Raw genomic sequence first — 24,077 nt, 5'->3', positions numbered from 1 at the left:
TATGTCACAAGAATTAGAATTTTTGCTTTATCCATCTGTCTGGCCTGCCGCAGTCTATTTTATTGTGTCTGTTGCAGTTTTTTTCTTGCGTTACCTGGGGAAGTTAAAAGTTAACAGGCTCCATAAATACCCGCCATTTATTGCCTATATGGTGTTCGTTATTGCTATGGCAACCGTTCAGATAAATATCTTTGCAAATGGCCACGAATTTTTCAGAGGGTTTTTACATATTGACTTTGACCCTTATCGATATGACTCGGTGTATTGGGGATCGTTGTTTTTCGCCATGCTTTACTTACTGGCGATACCACGGAACACGTTTTAGGATAACGTATTTGTTTCACCATAGAGTCAGGTACGGGAACAGAGCCAGCGAGAATAAACCGGCTTTACCCATGAGTAACATTGACTGGGAAAGTGAATGCGGCATAATTTATTCTTGTGGTGAATGTTTTGTGCCAAAGGGCGTTCCAGGCAACTGCCCTCTGCGGGTATGCGCATGTCTTTGCTGACTCGGGCAACGACACCGGGAGACACCACATTCTGTCTGCAAAATGTTGTCCCATTGGAAGGGGTTGAAGTGTTTAAGTTTAATTCATCTGTATTCGTTTTTTTTCTTCTGTCAGGCTGTAGTTCCGATCTGGTTCTTAGCCCTCCTGAACAACCTGAATATAAATCAATGCCTGAAATAACCCAGTCTGTGACGCCATCACAACAGCGTGCCATTATGACTGGTGAGAGGCCCGACTGGTCAGAAAGGGCGCCAGTCAACACAATGAAGCGATATTAATAAATACCTGTCCCACCTTTATTTTACGTCGATGACAGGGAAACCCGGCATACGCTATAGCGGGTTTCCCTGTCACTAAACGCCTGTTACTCATGCGTCAGCCACATGTCTGACTCTTCAAACATTTCCTCAAGCATACGGTTCAGCTTTTCCCGGTCGCTTTTGCTGGCATCGCTATTCAGGCCGTTCGCCTGCATCGGCTTAACCTTGACGCTGGCATCAGGAAAAATCCGGTGCACGCGTTTTGTCAGTTCAGCCAGAATTATCTCCCTGGCTCCCTCCAGCCCCTGTACGTTGCGCTTGTCATAAACCAGTTCAACAAACATCTTTTATCCTTATGAATATTAATTATGCGATTCAGTCTGAATGTAAAAATACTACTGTATATTGGTACAGTCAAACGACATTCTGGTTAAAGAAGTGCCATGCCGTCCTTCAGCTTGTCGCGTTGATGACAATCTATTCATTTAGTCTTTAAAACGAGCAGTCGAAGCGTTTAAGCGTAAAATTTACAAAAACCATAATTCGAAGCCAGAGAGAAACTTACAAGCGAAACGGTGAAGGTTTGAACAGTCGCTGCGGTTCAGCTGCCTTGCGCGTGCTTCAAAACAAAACTACTGTATATAAAAACAGTAGTAGAGGTATGCGTAATGGAATTTATCAGACCTGCAGAACTGCGTGAGATTATCGCGCTTCCACTTTTCAGCGATTTAGTTCAGTGCGGATTCCCAAGCCCGGCTGCCGACTATGTGGAACAGCGCATCGATCTGAATGAGCTTCTCGTTGCTCATCCCAGCTCGACGTATTTCGTGAAAGCCGCGGGTGATTCGATGATTGAGGGGGGAATAAGCGACGGCGATTTGCTGGTAGTGGATAGCTCCCGAACGGCCGAGCACGGAGATATCGTCATCGCCGCGGTGGAAGGGGAATTTACCGTTAAGCGCCTGCAGCTGCGGCCTACCGTTCAGCTCAATCCGATGAACAGCGCTTATTCGCCGATTATCGTTGGCAGCGAAGACACGCTGGACGTCTTCGGCGTGGTTACTTTTATTGTTAAATCGGCCAGCTGATATGTTTGCGCTCTGTGATGTGAACTCATTCTACTCATCATGCGAGACGGTATTCAGGCCAGATTTGAGAGGCCGACCGGTGGTTGTCCTCTCAAATAACGACGGTTGTGTGATAGCGCGCAGCGCAGAGGCCAAAGCCGCTGGCGTGACGATGGGGGCGCCATATTTTAAGCAGAAGGATCTGTTCCGGCGCGCCGGCGTGGTTTGCTTCAGCAGCAACTACGAACTTTACGCTGACATGTCCAACCGGGTAATGACCACGCTGGAAGAAATAAGCCCTCGCGTCGAAATATATTCCATTGACGAGGCCTTTTGTGACCTCACCGGGGTTCGAAACTGCCGGGATCTGACTGACTTTGGCAAGGAGATCCGCGACACGGTTTTGAAGCGTACGCACCTGAGGATCGGCGTTGGCATCGCCCAGACGAAGACGCTGGCGAAGCTGGCAAATCACGCGGCGAAGAAATGGCAGCATCAGACGGGTGGGGTGGTGGATTTATCCAATATCGACCGCCAGCGCCGGCTGTTGGCTATCGTGCCGGTAGAGGACGTGTGGGGCGTGGGCAGGCGCATCAGCAAGAGGCTCAACGCGATGGGCATCAAAACGGCGCTGGATCTCTCAGAGCAGAGCACGTGGATTATCCGCAAGCACTTCAATGTGGTGCTGGAGCGAACGGTCCGGGAGCTTCGCGGCGAGCCATGCCTCGATCTGGAAGAGTTTGCACCGACAAAGCAGGAGATCGTCTGTAGCCGGTCATTCGGTGAACGCGCCACAGAATATGAGCAGGTGCGTCAGGCTATATGCAGCTATGCGGCCCGCGGCGCTGAGAAGTTACGCGGCGAGCACCAGTATTGCCGCTTTATCTCGGCGTTCGTCAAGACCTCCCCATTCGCGCTGAACGAGCCCTATTACGGCAAGAGTGCCTCAATGACGCTTCTCACGCCCACTCAGGATTCCCGCGACATTATCAACGCTGCGGTAAAGTGCCTCGATAAAATCTGGAAGGAGGGCCACCGCTACCAGAAAGCCGGCATTATGCTCGGGGACTTCTTCAGCCAGGGCGTTGCCCAGCTCAATTTGTTTGACAACAGCGCGCCGCGTGCCGGAAGCGAAAAGCTGATGGAAGTGCTGGATCGTCTGAACGCGAAGGATGGAAAGGGTACGCTTTACTTTGCGGGGCAGGGCATACAGCAGCAATGGCAGATGAAGCGTGAAATGCTTTCGCCGCGGTACACGACCCGCTATTCAGATTTACTGAGGATTCGATGAATGTTAATGGCTGTTTTAGTCTGCTTTGTGCCAAAAACGGACGTTAAACTTTGAGGACTCAGGGCTTAATGTCCACACTTCGTTCAATCCGGGCATTGACTCTCCAACCATTGTCCGACGACGGGCCATAATTTCTCCGCACATCGCACACGAAAAAAGCCCATATGGCCAATGGACGAAAGTCCAAAATCTGCGCGCCGTATCTCGCGGCGTTCTATTTTTGCGTTTTGCACTGGCTCCAACAACCGTGCAATAGCTTCAGGGTTAGCCCACGGATCGTCATCAAAACCCATCACCAGCACGGGTAACGTTATCTCACCTGCCCGCTGGCGTGCATTCCAGTCTGGATCGTCGTAAAAATAACCCGGCATTGCGCTCCAGCGCCCCCACTGACGCATCACCGGAGCCGGTAAATCTTCGCCCAGCCCCAGGCGCCTGGCAGGCATGTAGCCGAAGATACGGCAAAGAACCGGGGCCAGAATACGCAATAAGCACCAGACTCGTGCTTTTTCTACCGTTCGTTTTATCGTGCTCGTCACACCGGCATGTGAGGCCACAATGACCGCTGCCTGCAAAGCTTGGGTGGCAGACGAAAGCAGAACGGCATGACCTCCCACACTGTGCCCTACCGCCAGCAGACTAACGCCTGGGAAACGCTCTTTAGCCCATGCTGTTATGCATCCGACGTCCTGCTCGATCCAGTCTGACATTGAGACGTTGTAATGACAGATCCTCCCGGACTTCGAAAGACCCGTACCGCGGTAATCATAAGTGAGAACGCTGAATCCTCTGTTAAAAAGATACTCTGCAAATCCCTTATAGAATGCCTGCACAACCGCCGTTGCCGGGTGAAGGATAACCAACGCTTTAGCATTGCTTCTCTCCCAAACCGTGGCAGCCAGAAATCCGCCTTGATTGACGGGGATGATTATCGAATTCATTTTATGAGCCTTACCTGCGTGGTCATACCAGTGGAGCCTGAATTCAATTTAGCCTCTACTAGTGAATCTGGCGATTTTTTTCTATTTTGGAATCTTATGTCCGCTCCTCGCTCATAGCAGACCTTCAAATCCGATAGGGTGTCTGCTTAGTGCCAGAACCAGACCTTGAAACTTTTCGGTCTGGTCCCGCCCCCGAGTTCAGACTACGTATGCTAAAAATGGTCGTCTGAATTTCGGTTGTGCCGTTCTTACTGAATGCTTAGATTCATTTTCAATCCATTGAGAGGGTATGAATATGAACTTTGCCGAACTCCACAACCAACATGAGCCTCTTCTTATTGCTAACGTTTGGGATGCCGCCAGTACTGCCGCAGCGCAAGAAGCAGGTTATCAGGCTCTCGGAACATCCAGCGCAGCAATAGCGTCCACGCTAGGATATGAAGACGGGCAGGGTATGCCGTTTGATGAATTATTTTATGTGGTCACCCGTATCGGGGCTGTCAGTAACCTGCCATTGAGCGTTGATATGGAAGCAGGGTATGGTGATTCAGCGGAAGAGATAACAAACCATCTCAGGCTCCTTGCTCAGACAGGCGTATCAGGCGTTAACCTTGAAGACAGCAGAGTCATTAATGGGGTGCGTCAGCTTGACGATGTCTCTGATTTTTCTCGTAATCTGAGAGCAGTAAGTGATGCGCTGAGAAGCGAAAATTATAGCCTGTTTTTGAACATTCGGACTGACACGTACCTGCTCGGGCATGAAGCTGCGTTGCAGGAGACGATATTACGGGGTCAGAGCTATAAAGCAGCAGGGGCTGACGGCCTTTTTGTTCCCGGTCTGACGTCAGAGAAAGACATTAGCCTCATTGCAGAGGCAACGGGTCTGCCTCTGAACGTCATGTGTATGCCCGATCTTCCATCGTTCGACAGACTGAAACTAGCCGGGGTAAAGCGTATTTCAATGGGCAATTTTGTTCATTCAGCCATGCAGTCAAAGCTGACTGATGTAATGCATGCGATTCGAACTCGTCAGACGTTTGAAGGACTTTTTGGTGATGAAAATAGTCGATAAGAATTTGTGTGATATCTGGTATCAGGCATTACTCGAACGAGCTTCAGAATATACCGGCGTGTTTTTTGTTGGCGTCAGGACCACTGGTGTATTCTGCATTTCTGTATGCCGGGCACGTAAGCCTAAACGCGAAAATGTCGAATTTTATAAAGATGCCAAATCTGCCCTGGCAGCTGGCTTTCGACCATGTAAGGTCTGCAGACCTGCTGAAAATGCGCATAGCGCGCCATTATTTGTTGAACAGGCGCTTGCGCTTGTCAGGCGTGATATTAAATCCCGTGTGGCTGACGCGGAGCTTCGTCAGCATGGAATCAGTCCGGAGCGTGTAAGACGCTGGTTCCTGCAACATCACGGTATCACTTTTCAGGCTTTCCAGCGAATGCAGCGGGTGAATATTGCCCTGCAGGAGCTAAAAAGCGGACGATCGGCTACTGACGTTGCGTTAGACAATGGCTATGAATCCCTGAGTGGGTTTGGTTACATCTACAAGCGGCTTACTGGCGCAACGCCGACTCAGTTAACCCAGGTCATTGTTATTCATCGGTTTACTACCACGCTTGGGCCTATGTTTGTCTGTGCTACAGAGCGGGGAGTCTGTCTGCTGGAGTTTACCGATCGCCGGAAGTTAGAAACAGAATTCCGCGATATCCAGCGTATATTTAACGCCAGGATTGTCACCGGAGAAAACAGCCATACCCGGCGGACAGTAAAAGAAATCAGTGAATATTTTGCCGGAACTCGACGACAGTTTGAGATCGCTATAGATGCCCCAGGCAGTGATTTTCAACAATCTGTCTGGCAAGAGTTGCGTACTGTTCCATATGGGCAGACCTCTCATTATCAGGCCATTTCATTACGGATAAATAAGCCAAATTCCGTACGCGCTGTCGCTGCAGCGAATGGAGCAAACCGGATTGCAATAGTGATCCCCTGTCACAGAATAATTGGAAAAGATGGAGGAATGACCGGTTATGGTGGCGGTATTTCGCGTAAAGAATGGCTCATTGAGCATGAGAGAAACAATGTTTTATAGTCTGAAGCTTTAATGTAGCCGAAAATATATGCCTCGGTACGCCCGTTTGCCCGATGGTTTAATAAAAATTCTCCTGGCGTGTCTGCGCGAATGTACTACTTTCAGTAAAGCGACTTTTACAGGGAGGGTCAATGAAACCATTATCGCTTTTATTATTGTCGAGCCTGACTTTGGTGGGTTGCGGCGCGAACAATACCCCTTCAAATACGCCTGTTCCGGGTGCAAAAACCTCCGTCGGGACGAGCACGCTTGAAGCCGGTGCTCAGCTTATCCAGTCCCGTCCGCCCATTGATGCAATTAGCGCCTACCTTGACGGTTTCCATTTTTATAGCGGGGATAAAAATGGCCAGATGGAAGCCCATCATTATGTAACCGTCCTGAATGAAGACGTGATGCAGGCGGTGATCTACGACGGAAACACCAAAGATGCCCGTTTAATGGGCGTTGAGTACATCATTAGTGAGCGTTTGTTTAACACACTGCCGCCGGAAGAAAAAAAATTGTGGCACAGCCATCAATATGAAGTGAAATCCGGCAGCCTGATTGCGCCAGGTTTACCTGCAGTGGCTGACAAAGCATTGATGAGCAAAATTGTGAATACCTACGGCAAGACCTGGCATACCTGGCACACCGACCGCGATAAAAAGCTGCCGCTCGGCATTCCGGCACTGATGATGGGCTTTACCGGGGAAGGGCAGTTAGACCCTAAACTCCTGGCTGACAGAGATCGACGCTTTGACGTGAGCACGCAAGCCATCAAAGAAGAACGTAAGGATATTGTGGCGCACCCGGTTGCTAAGGGCGCTGATGCCTGGCAACGTGGTGAAGAGATCCAGCTTAAGCGGGTTAAAGGTTCTGGTGAGCATGGCCAGGGAGACACAAGCCATTTCTGATATCAAAAATCTTCAGGAATACCCCGGCAACGCCGGGGATACGGTGAGTTAAATTACCAGCCCTGTTATTTTCTCGTCCTCAGACATCAGAAACGCCAGGTGGCTGAAAGATTACCTGCGATCGAGTCATAGCCAGAACGAAACATTTCGCTTTCAACCCCGATGCCCAGTTCGACATCAGCGTTGATTTTATAGCTCATACCTGCCTTAACACCCAGAGCGTCACGGCCAGCCACCTGATTCCTGGAACTAAACCCTGTGCTTCGATAGCTGGCGAAAGAGGCTTGTTGCACTACGTTGCCATCAAGGAGTTCATGATCCCAGGTGAGCTGCAGCTCAGCTGCTACCGATGCCCCTGAAGCGAGCGGTGCATTCCAGTTACCATTCACCCCGATACTTGATCTCAGAGAATCAAAGGTCTGCGAACCCAGCATCAGTCGGCTGCCGTCATTGCCGCTTTCCTTCACGCCGGGACGATGTAATGTGGTGTAATTCAGTGACGTTACCGGTCCGGCGTTCACGTTATTATTCAGCGCCCATCGATAGCCACCGCCGGCCGACACAGAGCCTGACAATCCGGTCCAGGTGGCATGGTGGCTTGCTCCGTAAGTTTCGACACTAATGTTTCTGTCCAGCCAGCTGTCTTCAATACCCAATCGGCCAGTGCCGAATAAATACATTCCTTCGGCTCTTTCAGCGCCGTAACGAGCATGAATACCGAGATCGAAAGCAGTGGTTTTCCCGGTCGCGGTTTCTGGTGATTTCACCGTCACCGACTGGCCGCTGACCGCGCCATGAAAGCCATAAATCCAGTTGTGATTCTCATCGTTTTGTTTTTCAGCACCGAATACAATGCCATAACTGCTGGCGTCGTACCCTACACTGTCACCCTGACGCTGTTGCCAGAAGCCGCCGCCAAAGGGTATGGCAAAGCTGCGCCATTCGCCTTCCGCCAGCTGCTTCGGCATAACCACAGGATTTGGCCTGCCAACGATCCGCGCTATCTGCTGTTCACGGTGAAGGGAACTTGCGAACATGGCGCTGTAGGCGCCCGCAGAAAGTTGCGGCAAGGCATTGCTGATACTCCTGCCATCAGTGGCTGAGAAATCCAGGGTACGGTACAGCGGTTGTATATCCGACTTAGCTTCTGCCACAATTTTATCCAGCGCTTGTCCTACCTGCCGCGCATTTGCGTCCTGCGCATACCGGCTGTATGCGTTTGAAGCGCGCAGCATTGAGAGCTGCCAGCCATTCTTTCCCTGAGGCGTTGTTTGCAGCGTTAGCGTGGGTGAGCGGAGCACGCTGTTCACCGCACTGAAATTGCCGCCGGAAGAGTCCGTTTTTAGTAAATCTTGCGTACTCAGACGCCAGTTTGTTGCGTACCAGTCCGGCTGCGGCGCAAACGTCAGCTGACCGTCAAACTGTGCGTGACCGTCCACTCGCAGAGTATCATGCCTGCCGCGCCCGTCGACTTCCAGCAACAACTGCCCGGTATCCCCCTGTTGATAAGCGCCGGATATATTGATTTGCCCAAGGGAATTACCCGGCGCAAGGATCCCGTTATTTACAAAGCGGCCTTCCTCATTAAGCGTGTAGCTGGCGTTGCCGGACAGGCTGGCACCTGGCGCAATAGTCATGCTGTAAATCTGAAAATCGCCGTTAAGCGAGGTTTTCCCTCCGTGCGCGTCCAGTGCCAAATTATTGATACCTTCAATATTTCCGCGGTACGTAAAGCTGAAATCAGCATCGGCAGCTTCCGTCGCTTGCCCGTACGCATTGGCCTTCTTACCGAAGGTAAGCAGCGTTAACCGCTGTTGGCCATAGTCATCCCGCTGGGCGTAGTCCGAATAAATATCACCCTCCAGCCGGGCACCCGTTAATATATTTATATTACCGACCAGCGCGTTCGGTGATATATAAATCGCCGCGCCTTTACCGGCAACCCGTCCGCTGATGTCGGCATTATCTACCAGCGCTCCCTGCAGCTCGGGTAATAACGCATCGTAATATCCGTCCACGATATGAAGCCAGGATCCACGGTAGTCCACTTCGTTACCCAGGAGATTATTGCCAAAATCAAAACTGATACCGACGCCACTGGCGCCCAGTGCCTGAACGTCGCCACGCTGAATAAGGCTGTGCTGTTTACCGTAGGCAAACATCACCCCGCGGCCATTAACGCCATCGGCGTATACCCGAACTCCGGGTTCGATGCTCAGGATGTTATTTTGCCCGTCTATACGGATGCCCGCGCCGCCAGCCCCTGACGTCAACAGGTCCGCTTGTTGAAAGATATGGTTATTACTGCCATACACATGCAGGCCAACCCCCAGACTAGCGGTATTGTATTGACCAGCCAGATAGCCATCCGCCTGCTGATTACGCTGAAAATAGCCGTTGCGGTTAACGAGAGTTTGCCCGTTGCCATACAGCGAAAAACCGAAAAAGTTACGTCGGTCAATCTGATATCCCATATCCTGCAGCAACGCCAGTTCCGCTTCCATAAACGTTGTGTAATTGCGGTAGTTCTGATGGCTCATCATGCTGTTTTTCAGCTCGATATGGCTCATGTAGTTATCATCGACCGAACCGTCGTCTGCTAACATTTTCACCGGCACGCCAGGCATGGCGCCTGCAAGGACTTCATCCACGTGCCTGCCGGTGAAATAGCCTTTATCGAGCCGTACATCAAAGCCTTGCGGATCCCATGTGTTATTGCATCCATTACACAATATTACCTGCCCTGGTCGGGCAGGATTGCCACGATCGTCGCGCAGATGGCTGGTCCAGGAGCCAAAAGGCACGGTATCGAAAGCGGGCGTGAATGTGCCACTTCCCTGCAGCTCGGTAACCATATTGGATATTCCCAGGCCATGGGCCAGCTCATGAATAGCGACGCTGACCAGATCGGCCTTTCCAGTGCGCGGCAACTGCGCGGGCACATAGGGAACGTTATCAAAATCCAGTTTGCCCATGATGAACTGGGCGTGGGAGCCAAAGGTCAGCTCTCCGGTATCAATGCCGTTCAATGCGCCCTGCAGCTGCGTCAGGCTTATGATGCCGTCGGTCACTGATTCGCTGGAACCTGCGGCATTCTCGTCGTTAAACGTCCCCACATTGATAATGGCGGGCAGTTGCCCTGGGCTGGGGGTAATAACCTCAGCCCAGTAACGCATGGCATCGAGTATTTTTTCTTTTTGTTGCTGGCCAAGATCCCAGGTTGACTCAGACGCGCTCGGCCAGTCCGGCATAAAGGGGCCGTCGCCAACGTTAAAGAAACGGACTTCAAATACCGCAATATTGTGTGGGTTATAGACCAGATAGCTTTCTCCTGCATATGGATTATTACTGACAAATAAACCAGTTAATGCAGCCGTCATAAAAACCCTTTTCATATTAACCATCCTTGTGTAAAAAAATTAGTGCCTATGTCCGTCAATATGAATTCACACCCGAGCTCAATAAAGCATAAACAAATATAATAATTATCGATGTGGCTTGATAATTTGTAATAACGAATGACCTTGCCCTGTAATAGTCTCGTTTTGCAGTATTTTATAAGCGGTGGCGCGGGCGATCCCGGTTCTCAATGAACAGGGATGTACCGACATATGCAGGGGAAATAAAGGAGAGAATATGGTGTCGTGGCATAATCGACGTAAGCGTGAGGCGTTACTGTACTTCACGACACCAAAAACTATCAGACCGCTTATCAATCAAAGCCAGCGAGAGCGTTTGAGCCGAAGCCACAGTAATACACAGGCCCCCAGCGTGACGGCGATCGTAGCCGGATAGCCAAAGAGCGTCTTCAGTTCCGGCATATGTTCGAAGTTCATACCATACATGCTGAAGACTACCGTCGGGATCACGAGTATCGCCCCCCAGCCGGCCAGTTTCTTCACAACTTCGTTTTGCTGCACTGAAACCAGGGCCAGGTTGACGTGCATCGCGCTGCTAAGCAGCTCACGCATGTCATTTACGTCCGTTACGACATGGCGAGCGTGATCCTGAATATCTCTGAAATAGGCCCTGAGGGGTTTTGGGATGAGTTCTTCATGAATGCGGATAAGCTCTGTACAGATTTCTTCTACGGGCTGAGCGGCATTGCGAAGCCCGAGCAGATTACGGCGGAGGGAATACACGTCCTGAATGGCTTCACGGTCAAATTCACTGTGAAAAAGCGTCGCTTCAATATCGCCAATTTTTGTATTGAGGCGCGCGGTCAGCTCTGCATAGCTGTCGACAATGAAGTCCAGAATACAGTAAAGGGGATAAGCCGGACCATGCGAAAGCATGTCCGGGGCCTCGGCAGCGCGGGCGCGTATAGGAGCGTAGCTCTCTGAAGCCCCATGGCGCACCGTAATAAGGAAGTTTCGGCCCACGAACAAATGCGTTTCGCCAAACTCAATATTGTCGCCCTGACCACTTACGGTCTTCACAACGATAAATGCCGAGCTGCCATAACGCTCTATCTTAGGCCGCTGATGTGCGTTAAGCGCATCCTCTACTGCCAGATCGTGCAGACCGAACTCCTCCTGTACCTTGTACATAAACGCCGGTTCAGGCTGCCAAAGCCCCAGCCATATAAACGCATCGGGATCCTGGATAACTTCGCTGATATCTTCAATATCTACGGTTTCAGCGGGCTGGCCTGAACGGTAGACCATACAGTTAACAATCATTTTCTGGCTATCCTTAAGCATGTTTATAAGAAGCTTAACCATTTCCGTTAAATTTCCAAATTTTTAAGCCGGTAGGTTTTTACATGAGGAATTGCGTTGTTTGCTCCTCGTTCAAAGCAGACATTAAATTTCGCCCGTGCGTTTTTCTCGGAACACGCCGCCTTTTGAACGCAGCGTGGAGCAGGGCGCTCGCCGGATAAACGCCCCTTAAAAAAATCCTCTTCTATACTCTGTTACGTTTAGTGAAATATGCCGCCGTTTCTCACGCCGCGTTGTTTTTTTAGCGAGTGTCTGCGCGAACGGCAGCGGCATATATCCACGAAAACGCCTTAACGGTGGTTTATTTTGCATTTTTATAGGGGGCTTCCTGGTATGTATCATTCTCAATCCTCGCGCGTCGGCAGCATTTTGCTGCTGCTGGCCGCGTTAACCGGCTTCGCGGTGGCGCTGTACGCCTGGTGGACGCCGCTTACCGGCGTCACCGGCACCATTGGCGCACTGGGCGTAGCCATCGCCAGCGTAGTGCTGGCGATACTGGCCTTTATGCTACGCGCGGCTTCCGGTCGCGGATCGCGCATTTTCCTGATTATTATCACCCTGGTGCTGCTGGCGGGCGTGGGTTTTGCCGCCGCGCTGCTGCACCAGTACATCATCACGGCGGCCATGGTGGTCGGCCTGATCGGTCTGATTATGCTGAGCAGCACGTCAGCCCGTAACCATCAACGCGTCAAAGCCTGAGGAGCCGCCCGTGCATAACGATAAGTATTATCCCTTCCTGAAGGTCGGCATGACGGCGCTGGCGCTGCTGGTCGCCCCGTTCGCGCTACAGGCCCAGGATAAGGCCGCTGAGGCCTCTCAGGGCACCCAGGATTCGCTTGATATTGATGCGGCCGATCGGCAGGCGCCAGGGACGACAAAAACCACAGACGATGCCTCAACCGGCAACGGTAGCGGGCAAAAAGTCGCTTCGACCAGCCAGCCGGCAACGCCGCTGGTGCCTTCCACAGCCACCTGGGACAGCTTCCATGGGCAGCTTAACGCGCAAAAATACAGCCCGCTAACCCAAATCACAGCGGAAAACGTCGGCAAATTAACGAAAATCTGGGAGTTCCATACCGGCGACGTCTCGGATGGGAAAGGCGATACGCCCGCCACCGTCTGGTCCGCCACGCCCATTTTCGCCAACGACACCCTCTACATCGGCACCCCGTTCGATCGTCTGATTGCGCTGGATCCGGGCACGGGCAAAGAGAAGTGGCACTATGACACCAAATCTTCGCGCAAGGCGCTGACCCAGCCGGTGCTGAAGAACCGCGGCGTGTCCTACTGGCAGGCAAAAAATCCGGTGAACGGCCAGGCATGCCAGAAGATCGTCTATATGGGCACCGTTGACGGCAAGCTCTTCGCGCTGGACGCCGATTCAGGCAAACCGTGCAGCGGCTTTGCGGACAACGGCGTGCTGGACGTGAACCAGTGGAACACCATTAACGCCAGGTATCCGCTCTCTATCCTGCAGCCGCCAACCGTGGTCGGCGACCATCTGCTGGTGGGCTGGGCCGGTAAAGACTGGGCCTATGCCGAAGCGCCTCCGGGCACCGTATTCTCCATCAATGCCCGGACCGGCGAGCGCGAATGGACCTTTGACGCGATCCCGGAAGCGATCCGCAAGCGTACCGGTACCGCCAACGTCTGGACGCACATGTCCGCGGATGAGGCCAATGGCCTCGTCTATCTGCCTGTCTCATCGCCGTCGCCCAACTACTGGGGCGGCAACCGCGTCGACGCGATTCCCCTCGGCACCTCGACCACCGCGCTGGACATCAACACGGGTAAGGTGGTCTGGTCCCGCCAGTGGGTGCACCACGACGTCTGGGATTACGATATCAACTCCGCGCCGACGCTGATGGATATCACCGTAGACGGCAAAAAGATCCCGGCGCTGGTGCAGGCCACCAAGCAGGGCTTCCTGTTTGTGGTTAACCGCCTGACGGGGGAGGACGTATGGCCTATCGAAGAACGTCCGGTTCCGCAGGGTGACGGTTCGGTGCAGGGCGAAGTTCTCTCGCCCACGCAGCCGTTCCCAACCAAGCCCGCGCCGCTGCTCGACCAGTCGAAAAAGCCGAAAATATGGAAGCTGGCGGATATCGTCGGTGCCGGCCAGTGCTCCCGCCTGTGGGACAACCTGACCTATGAGGGAATGTATACGCCGCCCACCACCAAAGGCGAGGGCGCGTTAACCTATCCCGATAGCGCCGGCGGCGTGCAGTGGGGCGGGGTTGCGTTCGATCCGCAAAAGCAGATCGCCATCGTCAACACCTCGCATATCGTCCAGTACGTGAAGCTCTACAGCCGCGAGGATTACGATAAGGCGGATAAAACCGCCGGCAACGAAAGCGGCTTTGCGCCGCAGGAAGGAGCCCCGTACGGTATGCGCCTGCTGGTGGCCGATAACTGGCTGGGCATGCCGTGCTGGCAGCCACCGTTTGGCGAAATCGTGGCGCTGGACATGCACACGGGCGATGTGAAATGGCGTCGTCCGGTTGGCGTATCCCAGCAGTATGGCTTCTTTATGCCGGAAGGCTGGGGTTCACCCACTATCGGTGGTCCGGCCGTGACGGCGGGCGGGGTGATCTTTATCGGCGCCTCGATGGATGCCAAAGTGCGTGCCTACTCGGTTGAAAGCGGAGAAGAGCTGTGGTCCGATCAGGTTGAAGCCCCGGCGGTCGCGAACCCGTCGGTCTATGAATATAAAGGCCGTCAGTACGTGGCGTTTGTGGCGGGCGGGAACACTATCCTGAAGGATCAGGTGGGCGACCAGGTGGTGGTCTACGCGCTGCCTGAATAACGTTCACCCGGGAGGGTAGAAATGCGCGTGGGGCCTGCGGGCCCCACTTTTTTTGGGTCAGCGCGCTCGGGGCGCGCCATGCTGCTGCGGCACTTACTTTTTGTCCGCTGACGCGCCGGACGGCACCGACATTTGCTCGGCGGACTTCAGATGCTGCTCAACGACCGGGGTGTGCTCGTTAGCCAGAGCCTTCACGTCCGGATCGTCGATCTTGCTGGCATCCTTTTGTAGCTTCGACAGCACCATCTGGTGGTCTTTCACGCCGGCATATTCCATATACATCTTGTCAAAGGCGTCGCCGCTCTGGTTTTCCAGCTTACGGGTCAGGTCCTTATGCGCAACGTCCGGCTCGGTCGGCAGTTCTACCCCCTTTTGCCGGGCAACGCCCTGGACTTTGGTGAGGGCGGCACCGTGATCGTCGACCATCTTCTGAGCGAATGTTTTCACTTCGCTGCTCTGGGCCTTGCTCAGGGCAAGTTTGGCGGCGGCCACTTCGTTAATGTTGGCCTGCGCCATGTCCTTCAACGCGTTTTCGTCGCCGGAGCTTAGCTTAGCGCCCGATTGAGCCTGGCCCGCAGCGCTGGTTTGCGCGGCGTTCGTCGTCTGGGCTTGTACGCCAACGGTGCTGAACATCGCTGCAGCTACTGATACGGCTAGCACCCTTTTCAGGGTTTTACTCGTGTGCATATTGTTCTCCTGATGGTCATGGTACAGGTGAGTTTTCGTTACTTTACGCGTAACCGCGCGGATAAATGACAACTGCATCGGTCAGTATAGTAGATGAAACTGCTGAGCCCGCGTGGTGAGGAATAAAAGCCAGGAAATGAAGCATCGCGTAATCCCTTTGTGAAAATGACCCGGCTCGTTTACATATTTAGTGCTAATGTTAAACAGGAAGATACATCCACAGGAGGAATGATATGAAAAAGGCACTATTAGGGACTGTACTGGCTTTAACGGTAGCAAGCTTTGGCGCATCTGCGGCAGATATGATTTCCAAGGATGAAGCGCACCACTTCAAGCTGGAATATCTGGGTAATGTAACCGTAGGGGCTTCAGGTGGACAAATTTCTTCACCTTCCGATCTTCATGAAAAACTCTCAAAACTGGCAGACGAGAAGGGCGGGAAATACTACGTCATCATTGCCGCTCGTGAGCATGGCCCTAATTTCCAGGCCGTAGCTGAAGTGTTCAAATAATCTTCATGGCTACTACAAAAACCCGCTCCCGGCGGGTTTTTTGCTTATGTACAGCCAAAAAAAATGCCCCTGGTGCAAAAGAGAACCGGGCGTGCCGCCCGGTTTCTTTATGAATAATCATCGTCTTTATGAGCGAATAAATGCCAGGATATCGGCGTTTATGGTATCGGCATGCGTGGTATGCATCCCGTGCGGGAAGCCCGGATAAATTTTAAGCTCGCTGTTTGCGAGCAGCTTGTCCTGCAGAAGGGCGGCATTTTTATACGGCACGACCTGGTCGTCATCGCCCTGCAACACCAGGACAGGCACCGTAATGGCTTTGAGATCGTCCGTCTGGTCGGTCTCTGAAAACGCCTTAATGCCCTCATAGTGGGCTTTGGCGCTACCGATCATTCCCTGACGCCACCAGTTCTGTATCGTGCCCTGCGAAACGTCTGCCCCGTCCCGGTTAAAGCCATAGAAAGGACCGCTGGCGACGTCGAGGTAAAACTGGGCGCGGTTGGCTGCCAGCGCCTGTCGGAAGCCGTCGAACACCTCAATGGGCGTTCCGCCGGGGTTAGCGTCCGTTTTTACCATCAGCGGTGGAACGGCGCTGACCAGGACCGCTTTTGCCACGCGGCCCTGAGGCTGGCCGTACTTCGCAACGTATCTGGCGACCTGGCCCCCGCCGGTGGAGTGGCCGACGTGCACGGCATTACGCAAATCCAGGCTTTCGACCACCGCCGATGCGTCGGCAGCATAATGATCCATATCGTGGCCTTCACTCACCTGATCGGAACGACCATGACCGCGACGGTCGATGGCGATGACGCGGAAGCCTTCTGCAAGGAAAAAGAGCATCTGGTTATCCCAGTCATCGGCGCTCAGTGGCCAGCCGTGATGGAAAACGATGGGCTGCGCATCCATCGGGCCCCAGTCTTTGTAATAAATACTGACACCATCTTTCGTTGTTACGAATGCCATATTTCAGACTCCTCTGCTAATAGCAACAATGTGTGAAGGCTACGTAAATAGCCCGGCATTTAAGGACGTAATAAAATTGTCTTATATTAATCTTATTACCGATATATCCGCTTAAAGTGTAGAACGGCTTCCTGAAAACAGTTGTAGATTTGTTTTACACGGTCGTTATTTATTTTTAAACGAAATATCCCCTCTGCCAGCCGGGGCACTGTTATTTTTCCGATGGGCTTATTATCGGCCGGGCAGAGGTAACCGCCACCCGGCCAGACTGGCTTAAACGATCGCGTTAGGGCACGCTTCGCCCTTATCAAGCTGCTGCAAATTCCCCAGCGTGGTTTCCGAGATGCCGATCAGCGCTTCGGCGGTCAGGAACGCCTGATGACCGGTAAACAGCACGTTGTGGCAGGCCGACAGGCGACGGAACACGTCGTCCTGGATCACGTCGTTAGATTTATCCTCAAAGAACAGATCGCGTTCGTTCTCATACACGTCCATCCCCAGCGCGCCAATTTTCTGCGTTTTCAGCGCTTCAATAGCGGCCTGAGAATCAATCAGCCCGCCGCGGCTGGTGTTGATAATCATCACGCCGTCTTTCATCTGTTCGAATGCCGACTGGTTAAGCAGATGGTAGTTTTCCGGCGTCAGCGGGCAGTGCAGGGAGATGACGTCAGACTGGGAGAAAAGCGTTTTCAGATCGACATACTCTACGCCCAGCTCGAGCGCAGCCGCGCTTGGGTACGGATCGAACGCCAGCAGGCGCATGCCGAAACCTTTCAGAATGCGAAGGGCGGCCACGCCGATTTTGCCGGTACCGATCACGCCCGCGGTTTTACCGTACATGGTAAAGCCGGTCAGCCCTTCCAGAGAGAAGTTGGCATCACGGGTGCGCTGATAGGCACGGTGAATACGACGGTTGAGCGACATCATCATGCCGACGGCATGCTCGGCAACCGCTTCCGGAGAGTAGGCCGGGACGCGAACCACCTTCAGGCCCAGCTCTTTGGCGGCATCAAGATCGACGTTGTTAAAGCCCGCGCAGCGCAGGGCAACGTATTTTACGCCCTGTTTTTTCAACTCCTCCAGCACCGGTCGGCTGCCGTCATCGTTCACGAAGATACAAACGCCTTCGCAGCCGTGGGCCGTTTTTGCCGTCTTTTCCGTCAGCAGAAAGTCGAAAAATTCAAGATCGAAACCGTACGTCTCGTTAACATGTTGCAGATACTTTTTGTCGTACTGCTTTGTGCTATATACCGCGAGTTTCATAAGACGTTCTCCAGTGATTTTGCAACCACGTTAGCATGATTAAAATTATCTTACAATTTTTCAAATTTCATTGAAATCAATAAGTTCTATGAATTATTGTAGAGCATCTACTCTTAAAAATGGCATTACCTTCAACTGACTGGCTAAACATGCGACAATGAGCGGCAGGAACGGCTTATTTATTTCGCTAAATCAGGATATTAACTGCCCATGAAGGGTAAATACAAAGCCGCAATCGCGCTATTACTGCTGCTCTTTATTGTGCCGCTGACGCTGCTGATGACGCTCGCCCAGTGGGTGCCCACGCTCGCCGGGATCTGGCTACCGGTTGGAACGCGCATCGCGTTTGAAGAAAGCCCGCGGCTCACGCGCCACGCCCTGATCGTTCCCGATCTCCGCTATCTGGTAGATGAGTGTGAAATTGCCCGCGTCGAAAACCTCACGCTGTCCCATCCGGGCCGCTGGGATCTGGATATTGGCGCGCTCGATCTCAACGCCGTCTGCCTGAGCAAATTACCGCAATCCGCGCCCTCTACGGTGGCGCCGAAAACGCTGGCCCAGTGGCAGGCCATACTGCCCAACACCTGGCTTACCGTTCACCGCTTTACGCTTTCCCCCTGGCAGCAGTGGGAGGGGAAGCTGCACGCTTCACTGACCCCGGCCCGCCAGGAAATCACCTATAAAGGAGAGCAGGTGAGCATCAGGGGGCAGCTGCGCGGCCAGACGCTTTCAATAACCCAGTTCGATGTGCAGCTGCCGAACCAGCCGCAGCCCGTGAAGCTGGTCGGCGAATTTACGATGCCGCTGGTACCGGACGGCGTGCCGGTAAAAGGGCATACGGTCGCCACCTTCAACGTGCCACAGTTATCCTCGCTGGTCGATGCCGATCTTGACTGGGAGGGCAATCAGGGCCAGCTGCTGGTCATGGCGCGTGGCAATCCCGATCCGCTGCTCGATTTACCGTGGCAGATTACCGCCCAGCGGTTAAACGTCAGCGACGGCCGCTGGAGCTGGTCGGCCTCCGGTATGCCGATGAGCGGTCGCGTCGGCCTCAGGGTAGATAACTGGCAGCAGGGGCTGGAAAAAGCCACGTTCACGGGGCGTCTCAACGTCCTGACGCAGGGGGATGCGGGTAAGGGCAACGCGGTGCTGAATATCGGCCCCGGCTCGCTCAGTATGGAAAACAGCGAAATGCCGCTATACCTGAGCGGTGAAGCCAAGCAAAACGATCTGATCCTGTATGCCAGACTCCCGGCAAAGCTGACCGGCAGCCTCTACGATCCTCAGCTTACTTTTGCTCCCGGCGCGCTGCTGCGCTCGCGCGGTCGCCTCATCGACGCGCTCGATATCGATGAGATCCGCTGGCCGCTGGCGGGAGTGAAGCTTACGCAGAAGGGCGTGGACGGCCGCTTGCAGGCCATTCTGCGGGCGCATGAGAACGAGATGGGCAATTTTGAGCTGCATCTGGACGGCCAGGCGAACGACTTTTTACCCGATAACGGCCTGTGGCAGTGGCGCTACTGGGGTAAAGGGAACTTCACGCCAATGAACGCGCGCTGGGATGTGCGGGGCACCGGGGAATGGCGCGACAGCCTGATAGAGCTGACGGACCTCTCTACCGGTTTCGACAAACTCCAGTACGGCACGATGCTTGTCAGCAAACCGCGCCTGGCGCTGGATAAGCCGGTGCGCTGGTCGCGGGACCCGGATAAACCCACCTTCAGCGGCGCGCTCGTGCTTAATGCCGGACAAACCACCTTCTCTGGCGGAAGCGTGCTGCCGCCGTCCGTCCTGACCTTCAGCGTTGAGGGGACAGACCCGACGGTATTCCAGTTTAAGGGTGACCTCCATGCGGAAAAAATCGGCCCGGTACGGGTTAATGGCCGCTGGGACGGCGAACGCCTTCGCGGTCAGGCCTGGTGGCCAAAGCAGTCTCTCACCGTGTTTCAGCCGCTGATCCCACCGGACTGGAAAATGACGCTGCGCGACGGTGAGATGTATGCCCAGGTCGCTTTCTCGGCGGCAGCCGGGCAGGGCTTTGAGGCGGGGGGGCACGGGGTGCTGAAAGCAGGCAGCGCGTGGATGCCGGATAACGAGATAAACGGCGTCGATTTTGTACTGCCGTTCCGCTTGAGCCAGGGCACCTGGTCGCTGGGCACGCGCGGGCCGGTAACGTTACGCATCGGCGAGGTGAAAAACCTGGTGACGGCCCGAAATATCACCGCGGATCTCCAGGGCGATTATCCCTGGACCGAAGCGAACCCGCTCCTGCTCACCAACGTTAAGGTTGAGGTGCTGGGCGGAAAAATCACCATGCAGCAGCTGAGAATGCCGCAGCACGATCCGGCACTCCTGCGCGTGGATAATATTTCCTCCAGCGAACTGATTAGCGCGGTAGATCCTAAGCAGTTTTCCATGTCCGGCCCGGTGAGCGGTGCGCTGCCGTTCTGGCTGGACAATGAGAAATGGATCATTAAAGATGGCTGGCTGACCAACCCGGGGCCGATGACGCTGCGTATCGACCAGGATACGGCAGACGCCATTGTGAAAGACAACATGGCTGCCGGGGCGGCAATTAACTGGCTCCGCTATATGGAAATTTCGCAGTCGTGGACAAAACTCAATGTGGATAATCTGGGCGTATTAACCATGCAGGCGTCCATTAAGGGCACCAGCCGCGTCGACGGCAAAAGCGGCTTCGTGAACCTGAACTATACCCATGAAGAGAACATTTTTACCCTCTGGCGCAGTCTGCGCTTTGGAGACAATTTGCAAACATGGTTTGAGCAACATGCGGCGATACCACTTCTCCGCGGTTCGACAGGCAAGGAAAGTGAGGAACAACAATGAAAATGAGGGCTGGTGTGCTCGCCGTGGCCGTGGCCGCGCTGCTGTCAGGCTGTACGCCGCGCATTGAAGTGGCGGCGCCCAAAGAGCCGATCACCATCAACATGAACGTGAAAATCGAGCACGAAATCCATATCAAGGTGGATAAAGACGTTGAAGCCCTGCTGAAATCCCGCAGCGATCTGTTCTGAGGATGCCATGAAACGATTAGCACTGCTGTTACTGGCGCTGGGGATGAACGTTCACGCCGCCACGCTCACGCTCAACGACGCGCGCGCCCAGGGGCGCGTGGGGGAAACCCTGAGCGGCTACCTTGCCCCCGTCCAGCATGACGCGGAAACGCTGGCGCTGGTGAACCGTATCAACGCCGCGCGCACGGAAAGCTATCAAAAACTGGCCGACAGCAATAATCTGCCCGTGGACGACGTGGCAAAAATGGCGGGGCAAAAGCTGGTGGCCCGCGCGCAGCCGGGGGAGTACGTGAAGGGGATAAACGGCAGGTGGCTGAAAAAGTAGCTAGCGAAAACGCTTCCGGTACTCGCCGGGCGAGACCCCAAAACGCTGCTTAAACGCGGTGGAAAAATGGCTATGGTCGGTAAAGCCCCAGCTGTAGCCAATTCCCGCCAGCTTTTCGTCATCGCTAATGCCGCGCAGCGCCTGAGCGCATAAATCGAGGCGACGGTTCTTGATATACTGCGCCACCACCAGCCCCTTCTCGGCGAACATGCGGTACAGGCTGCGTACTGACATGCCGCTCTCAGAGGCTATCCATTCCGGTCTTAACGCCTCTGACTGAATATGGTCGTCAATCAGTGACAGAACGTTGCGGAACTGGCGCTCCTTGCGCGGCAGCACCTCGTCACGCTGCTGGAACGCCGGGCGCAGCAGGCACACCATTGCCTCAAGGGCCGCTTCACTCTCTCTGGCGCTCAGATCGGCATTGCCCATGCTCTCCTGCAACAGGCGATAGCTAAGCTGAACGGTAGGTAGACTGCGGGAAAGGGTAAGCGCGCAGCTCACTTCCTGAAAGCGCGCGTATTGCTCAACGATCTGCCGCGGCAGCAGCAGCGAAATCTGGCGGGATCGCTCCTGCCAGTAAATGGAGCACGGGCGGGAGGCATCAATCAGCGTGATATCCCCGGTTTTTAGCACCGAGCGGCGGTCGTCCTGCTCAATCTCCGCGCTACCTTCCAGCTGAAACACGGTATAGAACCAGGCGTCGTTGCCGTTTTTGATCTCCTGACGGGTGCGAAACAGGTTAACGCCAGCGGCGGTTACGGTGCTTAGCTTCAGGCTTTGGGTGTAGCTGGTTTCCAGCTCGCCGAGAAACGCGCCCCCTAGCGGACGCGCAGCAAAGCGCCCGCAAACCTGGTTAATCTGCGCCAGCCACTGCTGAAAATTGTCCTGTTCACCTGCACATGCCATTGATTTTCTCGCTGTACCGTCACCGTTTTCGCATTGTTACATTTATGTTGCATTTAGTCAGGGCTACGAGGCTGACTATAGGAAAGAACACTCAATGGTTACAGCGTTATAAGCGGGAATTATCACAATTTGCGGAGCCTGTCACAGGTGGCAAAGCGAATGTCACACAGACAAAAGCAGGAATGCGAAACCCCTCTTAGACTGCATACACACCCTGCGAAGCATAACGAAGGAGTACCCTATGTCGGAATCACATATCGCCGTTCTACCGGGCGTGCAGCAGTTTTTAGATCGCCAGCATGGCCTGTGGATTGAAGGGCGTCAGGCCGCGTCCGATAGCGAAAAGCGTCTGAACGTCTACAACCCGGCGACCGGAGAGGTGATTGCCTCCACCGCCGATGCCGGCGTTGATGACGTGGATCGTGCAGTAATGTCGGGCTGGCGCGCCTTTGTCGCCCGAAGCTGGGCAGGGCGTCTGCCGGCCGAGCGGGAACGCATCCTGCTGCGGTTTGCGGATCTGGTGGAGCAGCACGGCGAAGAGCTGGCTCAGCTCGAAACGCTGGAGCAGGGGAAATCCATTACTATTTCCCGCGCGTTCGAAGTGGGCTGCACCCTGAACTGGATGCGCTATACGGCGGGGCTGACCACGAAAATTGCCGGCAAAACTCTCGATCTCTCTATTCCTCTGCCGCAGGGGGCGCGCTATCAGGCGTGGACGCGCAAAGAGCCGGTTGGGGTCGTGGCGGGGATCGTGCCGTGGAACTTCCCGCTGATGATTGGCATGTGGAAGGTGATGCCCGCGCTGGCGGCAGGCTGTTCAATCGTGATCAAGCCCTCCGAAACCACGCCGCTCACCCTGTTACGGGTGGCGGAGCTGGCGAGCGAGGCGGGGATCCCGGATGGCGTGTTCAACGTGGTTACCGGAAGCGGCGCCGTCTGCGGCGCGGCGCTGACCTCGCACCCGCGCGTTGCCAAGGTGAGTTTTACCGGTTCGACGGCGACGGGCAAGCAGATCGCCCGCGCGGCGGCGGACACGTTAACGGGCGTGACGCTGGAGCTGGGAGGCAAAAACCCGGCCATCGTGCTGAAAGATGCCGATCCGGCGTGGGTGATTGAAGGGCTGATGACCGGCAGCTTCCTGAATCAGGGGCAGGTCTGCGCGGCCAGCTCGCGCATTTATATTGAGGCCCCGCTGTTTGACACGCTGGTCAGCGGGTTTGAACAGGCCGTGAAATCCCTGACCGTCGGGCCGGGCATGTCGCCCGAGGCGTTTATCAATCCGCTGGTGTCGCGCGCCCACTGCGATAAGGTCCAGGCGTTCCTGGATGAAGCGAAGGCACACAACGCGGAACTGATCAGCGGTAACCGCGGGCCGGACGACAAAGGCTATTACGTTTCGCCGACGATGGTGGTTAACCCGGATAATAACCTGCGCCTGACGCGTGAGGAGGTGTTCGGCCCGGTGGTAAACCTGGTGCGCGTGGCGGACGGTGAGGAGGCGCTTCAGCTGGCGAACGACACCGAGTACGGGCTCACCGCCAGCGTCTGGACGCAGAATATTGGTAAAGCGCTGGAATACACCGACAGGCTACAGGCCGGGACGGTATGGGTGAACAGCCACACGCTGATCGACGCCAACCTGCCGTTTGGCGGAATGAAGCAGTCCGGCACCGGGCGCGATTTCGGTCCGGACTGGCTGGACGGCTGGTGTGAAACCAAGTCAGTTTGCGTGCGGTATTAAAAACGCCGGGTAGCCCTCTCCCTGTGGGCTGAGGGATCCCCAT

General features: G+C 54.4%; 21 protein-coding genes. 13 read left to right on the top strand and 8 right to left on the bottom strand.

Annotated elements, in window-relative coordinates; translation table 11 throughout:
• Position 1 precedes the first annotated feature (1 nt).
• Positions 2 to 325: a hypothetical protein gene (locus OWK27_RS01490; protein ID WP_267589655.1), complete on the top strand. Its 324-nt coding sequence runs from the start codon at positions 2 to 4 to the stop codon at positions 323 to 325.
• 551 nt (positions 326 to 876) lie between these two features.
• Here OWK27_RS01490 and OWK27_RS01485 read toward each other — a convergent pair.
• Positions 877 to 1,116, bottom strand: coding sequence for a DinI family protein (locus OWK27_RS01485; RefSeq protein WP_148419412.1), 240 nt, complete (start codon positions 1,114 to 1,116; stop codon positions 877 to 879).
• A 324-nt stretch (positions 1,117 to 1,440) separates the two neighbouring features.
• On the opposite strand from OWK27_RS01485, the gene OWK27_RS01480 reads away from it, so the two are divergent.
• Together OWK27_RS01480 and OWK27_RS01475 are read left to right on the top strand one after the other, a co-directional pair.
• On the top strand, positions 1,441 to 1,860 hold the full coding sequence (locus OWK27_RS01480; RefSeq protein WP_148419413.1) for a translesion error-prone DNA polymerase V autoproteolytic subunit: 420 nt from the start codon (positions 1,441 to 1,443) through the stop codon (positions 1,858 to 1,860).
• Between the two features lies 1 nt (position 1,861).
• Positions 1,862 to 3,130, top strand: a complete 1,269-nt coding sequence (locus OWK27_RS01475; RefSeq protein ID WP_267589654.1) for a Y-family DNA polymerase — start codon at positions 1,862 to 1,864, stop codon at positions 3,128 to 3,130.
• An 83-nt stretch (positions 3,131 to 3,213) separates the two neighbouring features.
• Here the strand turns inward: OWK27_RS01475 and OWK27_RS01470 are convergent, their stop codons facing one another.
• Entirely contained in the window at positions 3,214 to 4,071 is an 858-nt protein-coding gene (locus OWK27_RS01470; RefSeq protein WP_267589653.1) for an alpha/beta fold hydrolase, read from the bottom strand.
• Positions 4,072 to 4,366: 295 nt separating this feature from the next.
• On the opposite strand from OWK27_RS01470, the gene OWK27_RS01465 reads away from it, so the two are divergent.
• The 3 genes from OWK27_RS01465 (at position 4,367) to OWK27_RS01455 (ending at position 7,069) form a co-directional block, all read left to right on the top strand.
• Positions 4,367 to 5,143 carry an isocitrate lyase/PEP mutase family protein gene (locus OWK27_RS01465; RefSeq protein WP_267589652.1) on the top strand — a complete coding sequence of 259 codons (777 nt, stop codon included), beginning with the start codon at positions 4,367 to 4,369 and terminating at the stop codon, positions 5,141 to 5,143.
• Positions 5,127 to 6,176 (top strand): bifunctional transcriptional activator/DNA repair enzyme AdaA, encoded by a 1,050-nt coding sequence (locus OWK27_RS01460; protein WP_267589651.1) that lies wholly within the window; start codon positions 5,127 to 5,129, stop codon positions 6,174 to 6,176. The genes OWK27_RS01465 and OWK27_RS01460 overlap by 17 nt, the downstream gene beginning before the upstream one ends.
• Before the next feature lie 131 nt (positions 6,177 to 6,307).
• Positions 6,308 to 7,069, top strand: a complete 762-nt coding sequence (locus tag OWK27_RS01455; protein WP_193356122.1) for an OBAP family protein — start codon at positions 6,308 to 6,310, stop codon at positions 7,067 to 7,069.
• 86 nt (positions 7,070 to 7,155) lie between these two features.
• Here OWK27_RS01455 and OWK27_RS01450 read toward each other — a convergent pair whose 3' ends face one another.
• On the bottom strand, positions 7,156 to 10,464 hold the full coding sequence (locus OWK27_RS01450) for an autotransporter outer membrane beta-barrel domain-containing protein (RefSeq protein WP_267589650.1): 3,309 nt from the start codon (positions 10,462 to 10,464) through the stop codon (positions 7,156 to 7,158).
• Positions 10,465 to 10,785: 321 nt separating this feature from the next.
• A complete protein-coding gene (locus tag OWK27_RS01445) occupies positions 10,786 to 11,751 on the bottom strand; it encodes a magnesium and cobalt transport protein CorA (RefSeq protein ID WP_267589649.1) in 966 nt (321 codons plus the stop codon).
• Positions 11,752 to 12,123: 372 nt separating this feature from the next.
• Here OWK27_RS01445 and OWK27_RS01440 point away from each other — a divergent pair, with 372 nt between their 5' ends.
• Both OWK27_RS01440 and OWK27_RS01435 read left to right on the top strand, forming a co-directional pair.
• Positions 12,124 to 12,489, top strand: coding sequence for a hypothetical protein (locus OWK27_RS01440; RefSeq protein WP_267589648.1), 366 nt, complete (start codon positions 12,124 to 12,126; stop codon positions 12,487 to 12,489).
• Between the two features lie 10 nt (positions 12,490 to 12,499).
• Positions 12,500 to 14,596 carry a pyrroloquinoline quinone-dependent dehydrogenase gene (locus OWK27_RS01435; protein ID WP_267589647.1) on the top strand — a complete coding sequence of 699 codons (2,097 nt, stop codon included), beginning with the start codon at positions 12,500 to 12,502 and terminating at the stop codon, positions 14,594 to 14,596.
• Between the two features lie 93 nt (positions 14,597 to 14,689).
• On the opposite strand, the gene OWK27_RS01430 is transcribed toward OWK27_RS01435, so the two are convergent.
• Positions 14,690 to 15,283 carry a DUF4142 domain-containing protein gene (locus OWK27_RS01430; RefSeq protein ID WP_267589646.1) on the bottom strand — a complete coding sequence of 198 codons (594 nt, stop codon included), beginning with the start codon at positions 15,281 to 15,283 and terminating at the stop codon, positions 14,690 to 14,692.
• A 233-nt stretch (positions 15,284 to 15,516) separates the two neighbouring features.
• Here OWK27_RS01430 and OWK27_RS01425 point away from each other — a divergent pair, with 233 nt between their 5' ends.
• A complete protein-coding gene (locus tag OWK27_RS01425) occupies positions 15,517 to 15,795 on the top strand; it encodes a DUF1471 domain-containing protein (protein ID WP_176610425.1) in 279 nt (92 codons plus the stop codon).
• A 126-nt stretch (positions 15,796 to 15,921) separates the two neighbouring features.
• On the opposite strand, the gene OWK27_RS01420 is transcribed toward OWK27_RS01425, so the two are convergent.
• Together OWK27_RS01420 and OWK27_RS01415 are read right to left on the bottom strand one after the other, a co-directional pair.
• Complete coding sequence (locus OWK27_RS01420) at positions 15,922 to 16,758, bottom strand: alpha/beta fold hydrolase (RefSeq protein ID WP_267589645.1); 837 nt, start codon at positions 16,756 to 16,758, stop codon at positions 15,922 to 15,924.
• 273 nt (positions 16,759 to 17,031) lie between these two features.
• Complete coding sequence (locus OWK27_RS01415) at positions 17,032 to 18,021, bottom strand: 2-hydroxyacid dehydrogenase (RefSeq protein ID WP_267589644.1); 990 nt, start codon at positions 18,019 to 18,021, stop codon at positions 17,032 to 17,034.
• A gap of 210 nt (positions 18,022 to 18,231) precedes the next feature.
• Between OWK27_RS01415 and OWK27_RS01410 the strand changes: the two genes are divergently transcribed.
• From OWK27_RS01410 to OWK27_RS01400, 3 genes are read left to right on the top strand one after another with little or no spacing between them, the layout of a single operon-like run.
• Positions 18,232 to 20,871: a YdbH family protein gene (locus tag OWK27_RS01410; protein ID WP_267589643.1), complete on the top strand. Its 2,640-nt coding sequence runs from the start codon at positions 18,232 to 18,234 to the stop codon at positions 20,869 to 20,871.
• Positions 20,868 to 21,059, top strand: a complete 192-nt coding sequence (locus OWK27_RS01405; RefSeq protein ID WP_148419429.1) for a YnbE family lipoprotein — start codon at positions 20,868 to 20,870, stop codon at positions 21,057 to 21,059. Before OWK27_RS01410 ends, OWK27_RS01405 begins: the two co-directional genes overlap by 4 nt.
• Before the next feature lie 7 nt (positions 21,060 to 21,066).
• Positions 21,067 to 21,384, top strand: coding sequence for a YdbL family protein (locus OWK27_RS01400; RefSeq protein WP_176610420.1), 318 nt, complete (start codon positions 21,067 to 21,069; stop codon positions 21,382 to 21,384).
• Here OWK27_RS01400 and feaR read toward each other — a convergent pair whose 3' ends face one another.
• Positions 21,385 to 22,293, bottom strand: coding sequence for a transcriptional regulator FeaR (feaR, locus tag OWK27_RS01395; protein ID WP_148419557.1), 909 nt, complete (start codon positions 22,291 to 22,293; stop codon positions 21,385 to 21,387).
• 241 nt (positions 22,294 to 22,534) lie between these two features.
• Here feaR and OWK27_RS01390 point away from each other — a divergent pair, with 241 nt between their 5' ends.
• Positions 22,535 to 24,034 (top strand): aldehyde dehydrogenase family protein, encoded by a 1,500-nt coding sequence (locus OWK27_RS01390; RefSeq protein ID WP_267589642.1) that lies wholly within the window; start codon positions 22,535 to 22,537, stop codon positions 24,032 to 24,034.
• The last annotated feature ends 43 nt before the right edge of the window (positions 24,035 to 24,077 follow it).

The sequence above is a fragment of the Enterobacter cloacae complex sp. 2022EL-00788 genome, assembly GCF_026627565.1.
GTDB classification, from domain to species: Bacteria; Pseudomonadota; Gammaproteobacteria; order Enterobacterales; family Enterobacteriaceae; genus Enterobacter; species Enterobacter pasteurii.
The sequence above is the reverse complement of the archived record's forward strand: the minus strand, read 5'-3'. Positions and strand labels throughout refer to the sequence as shown.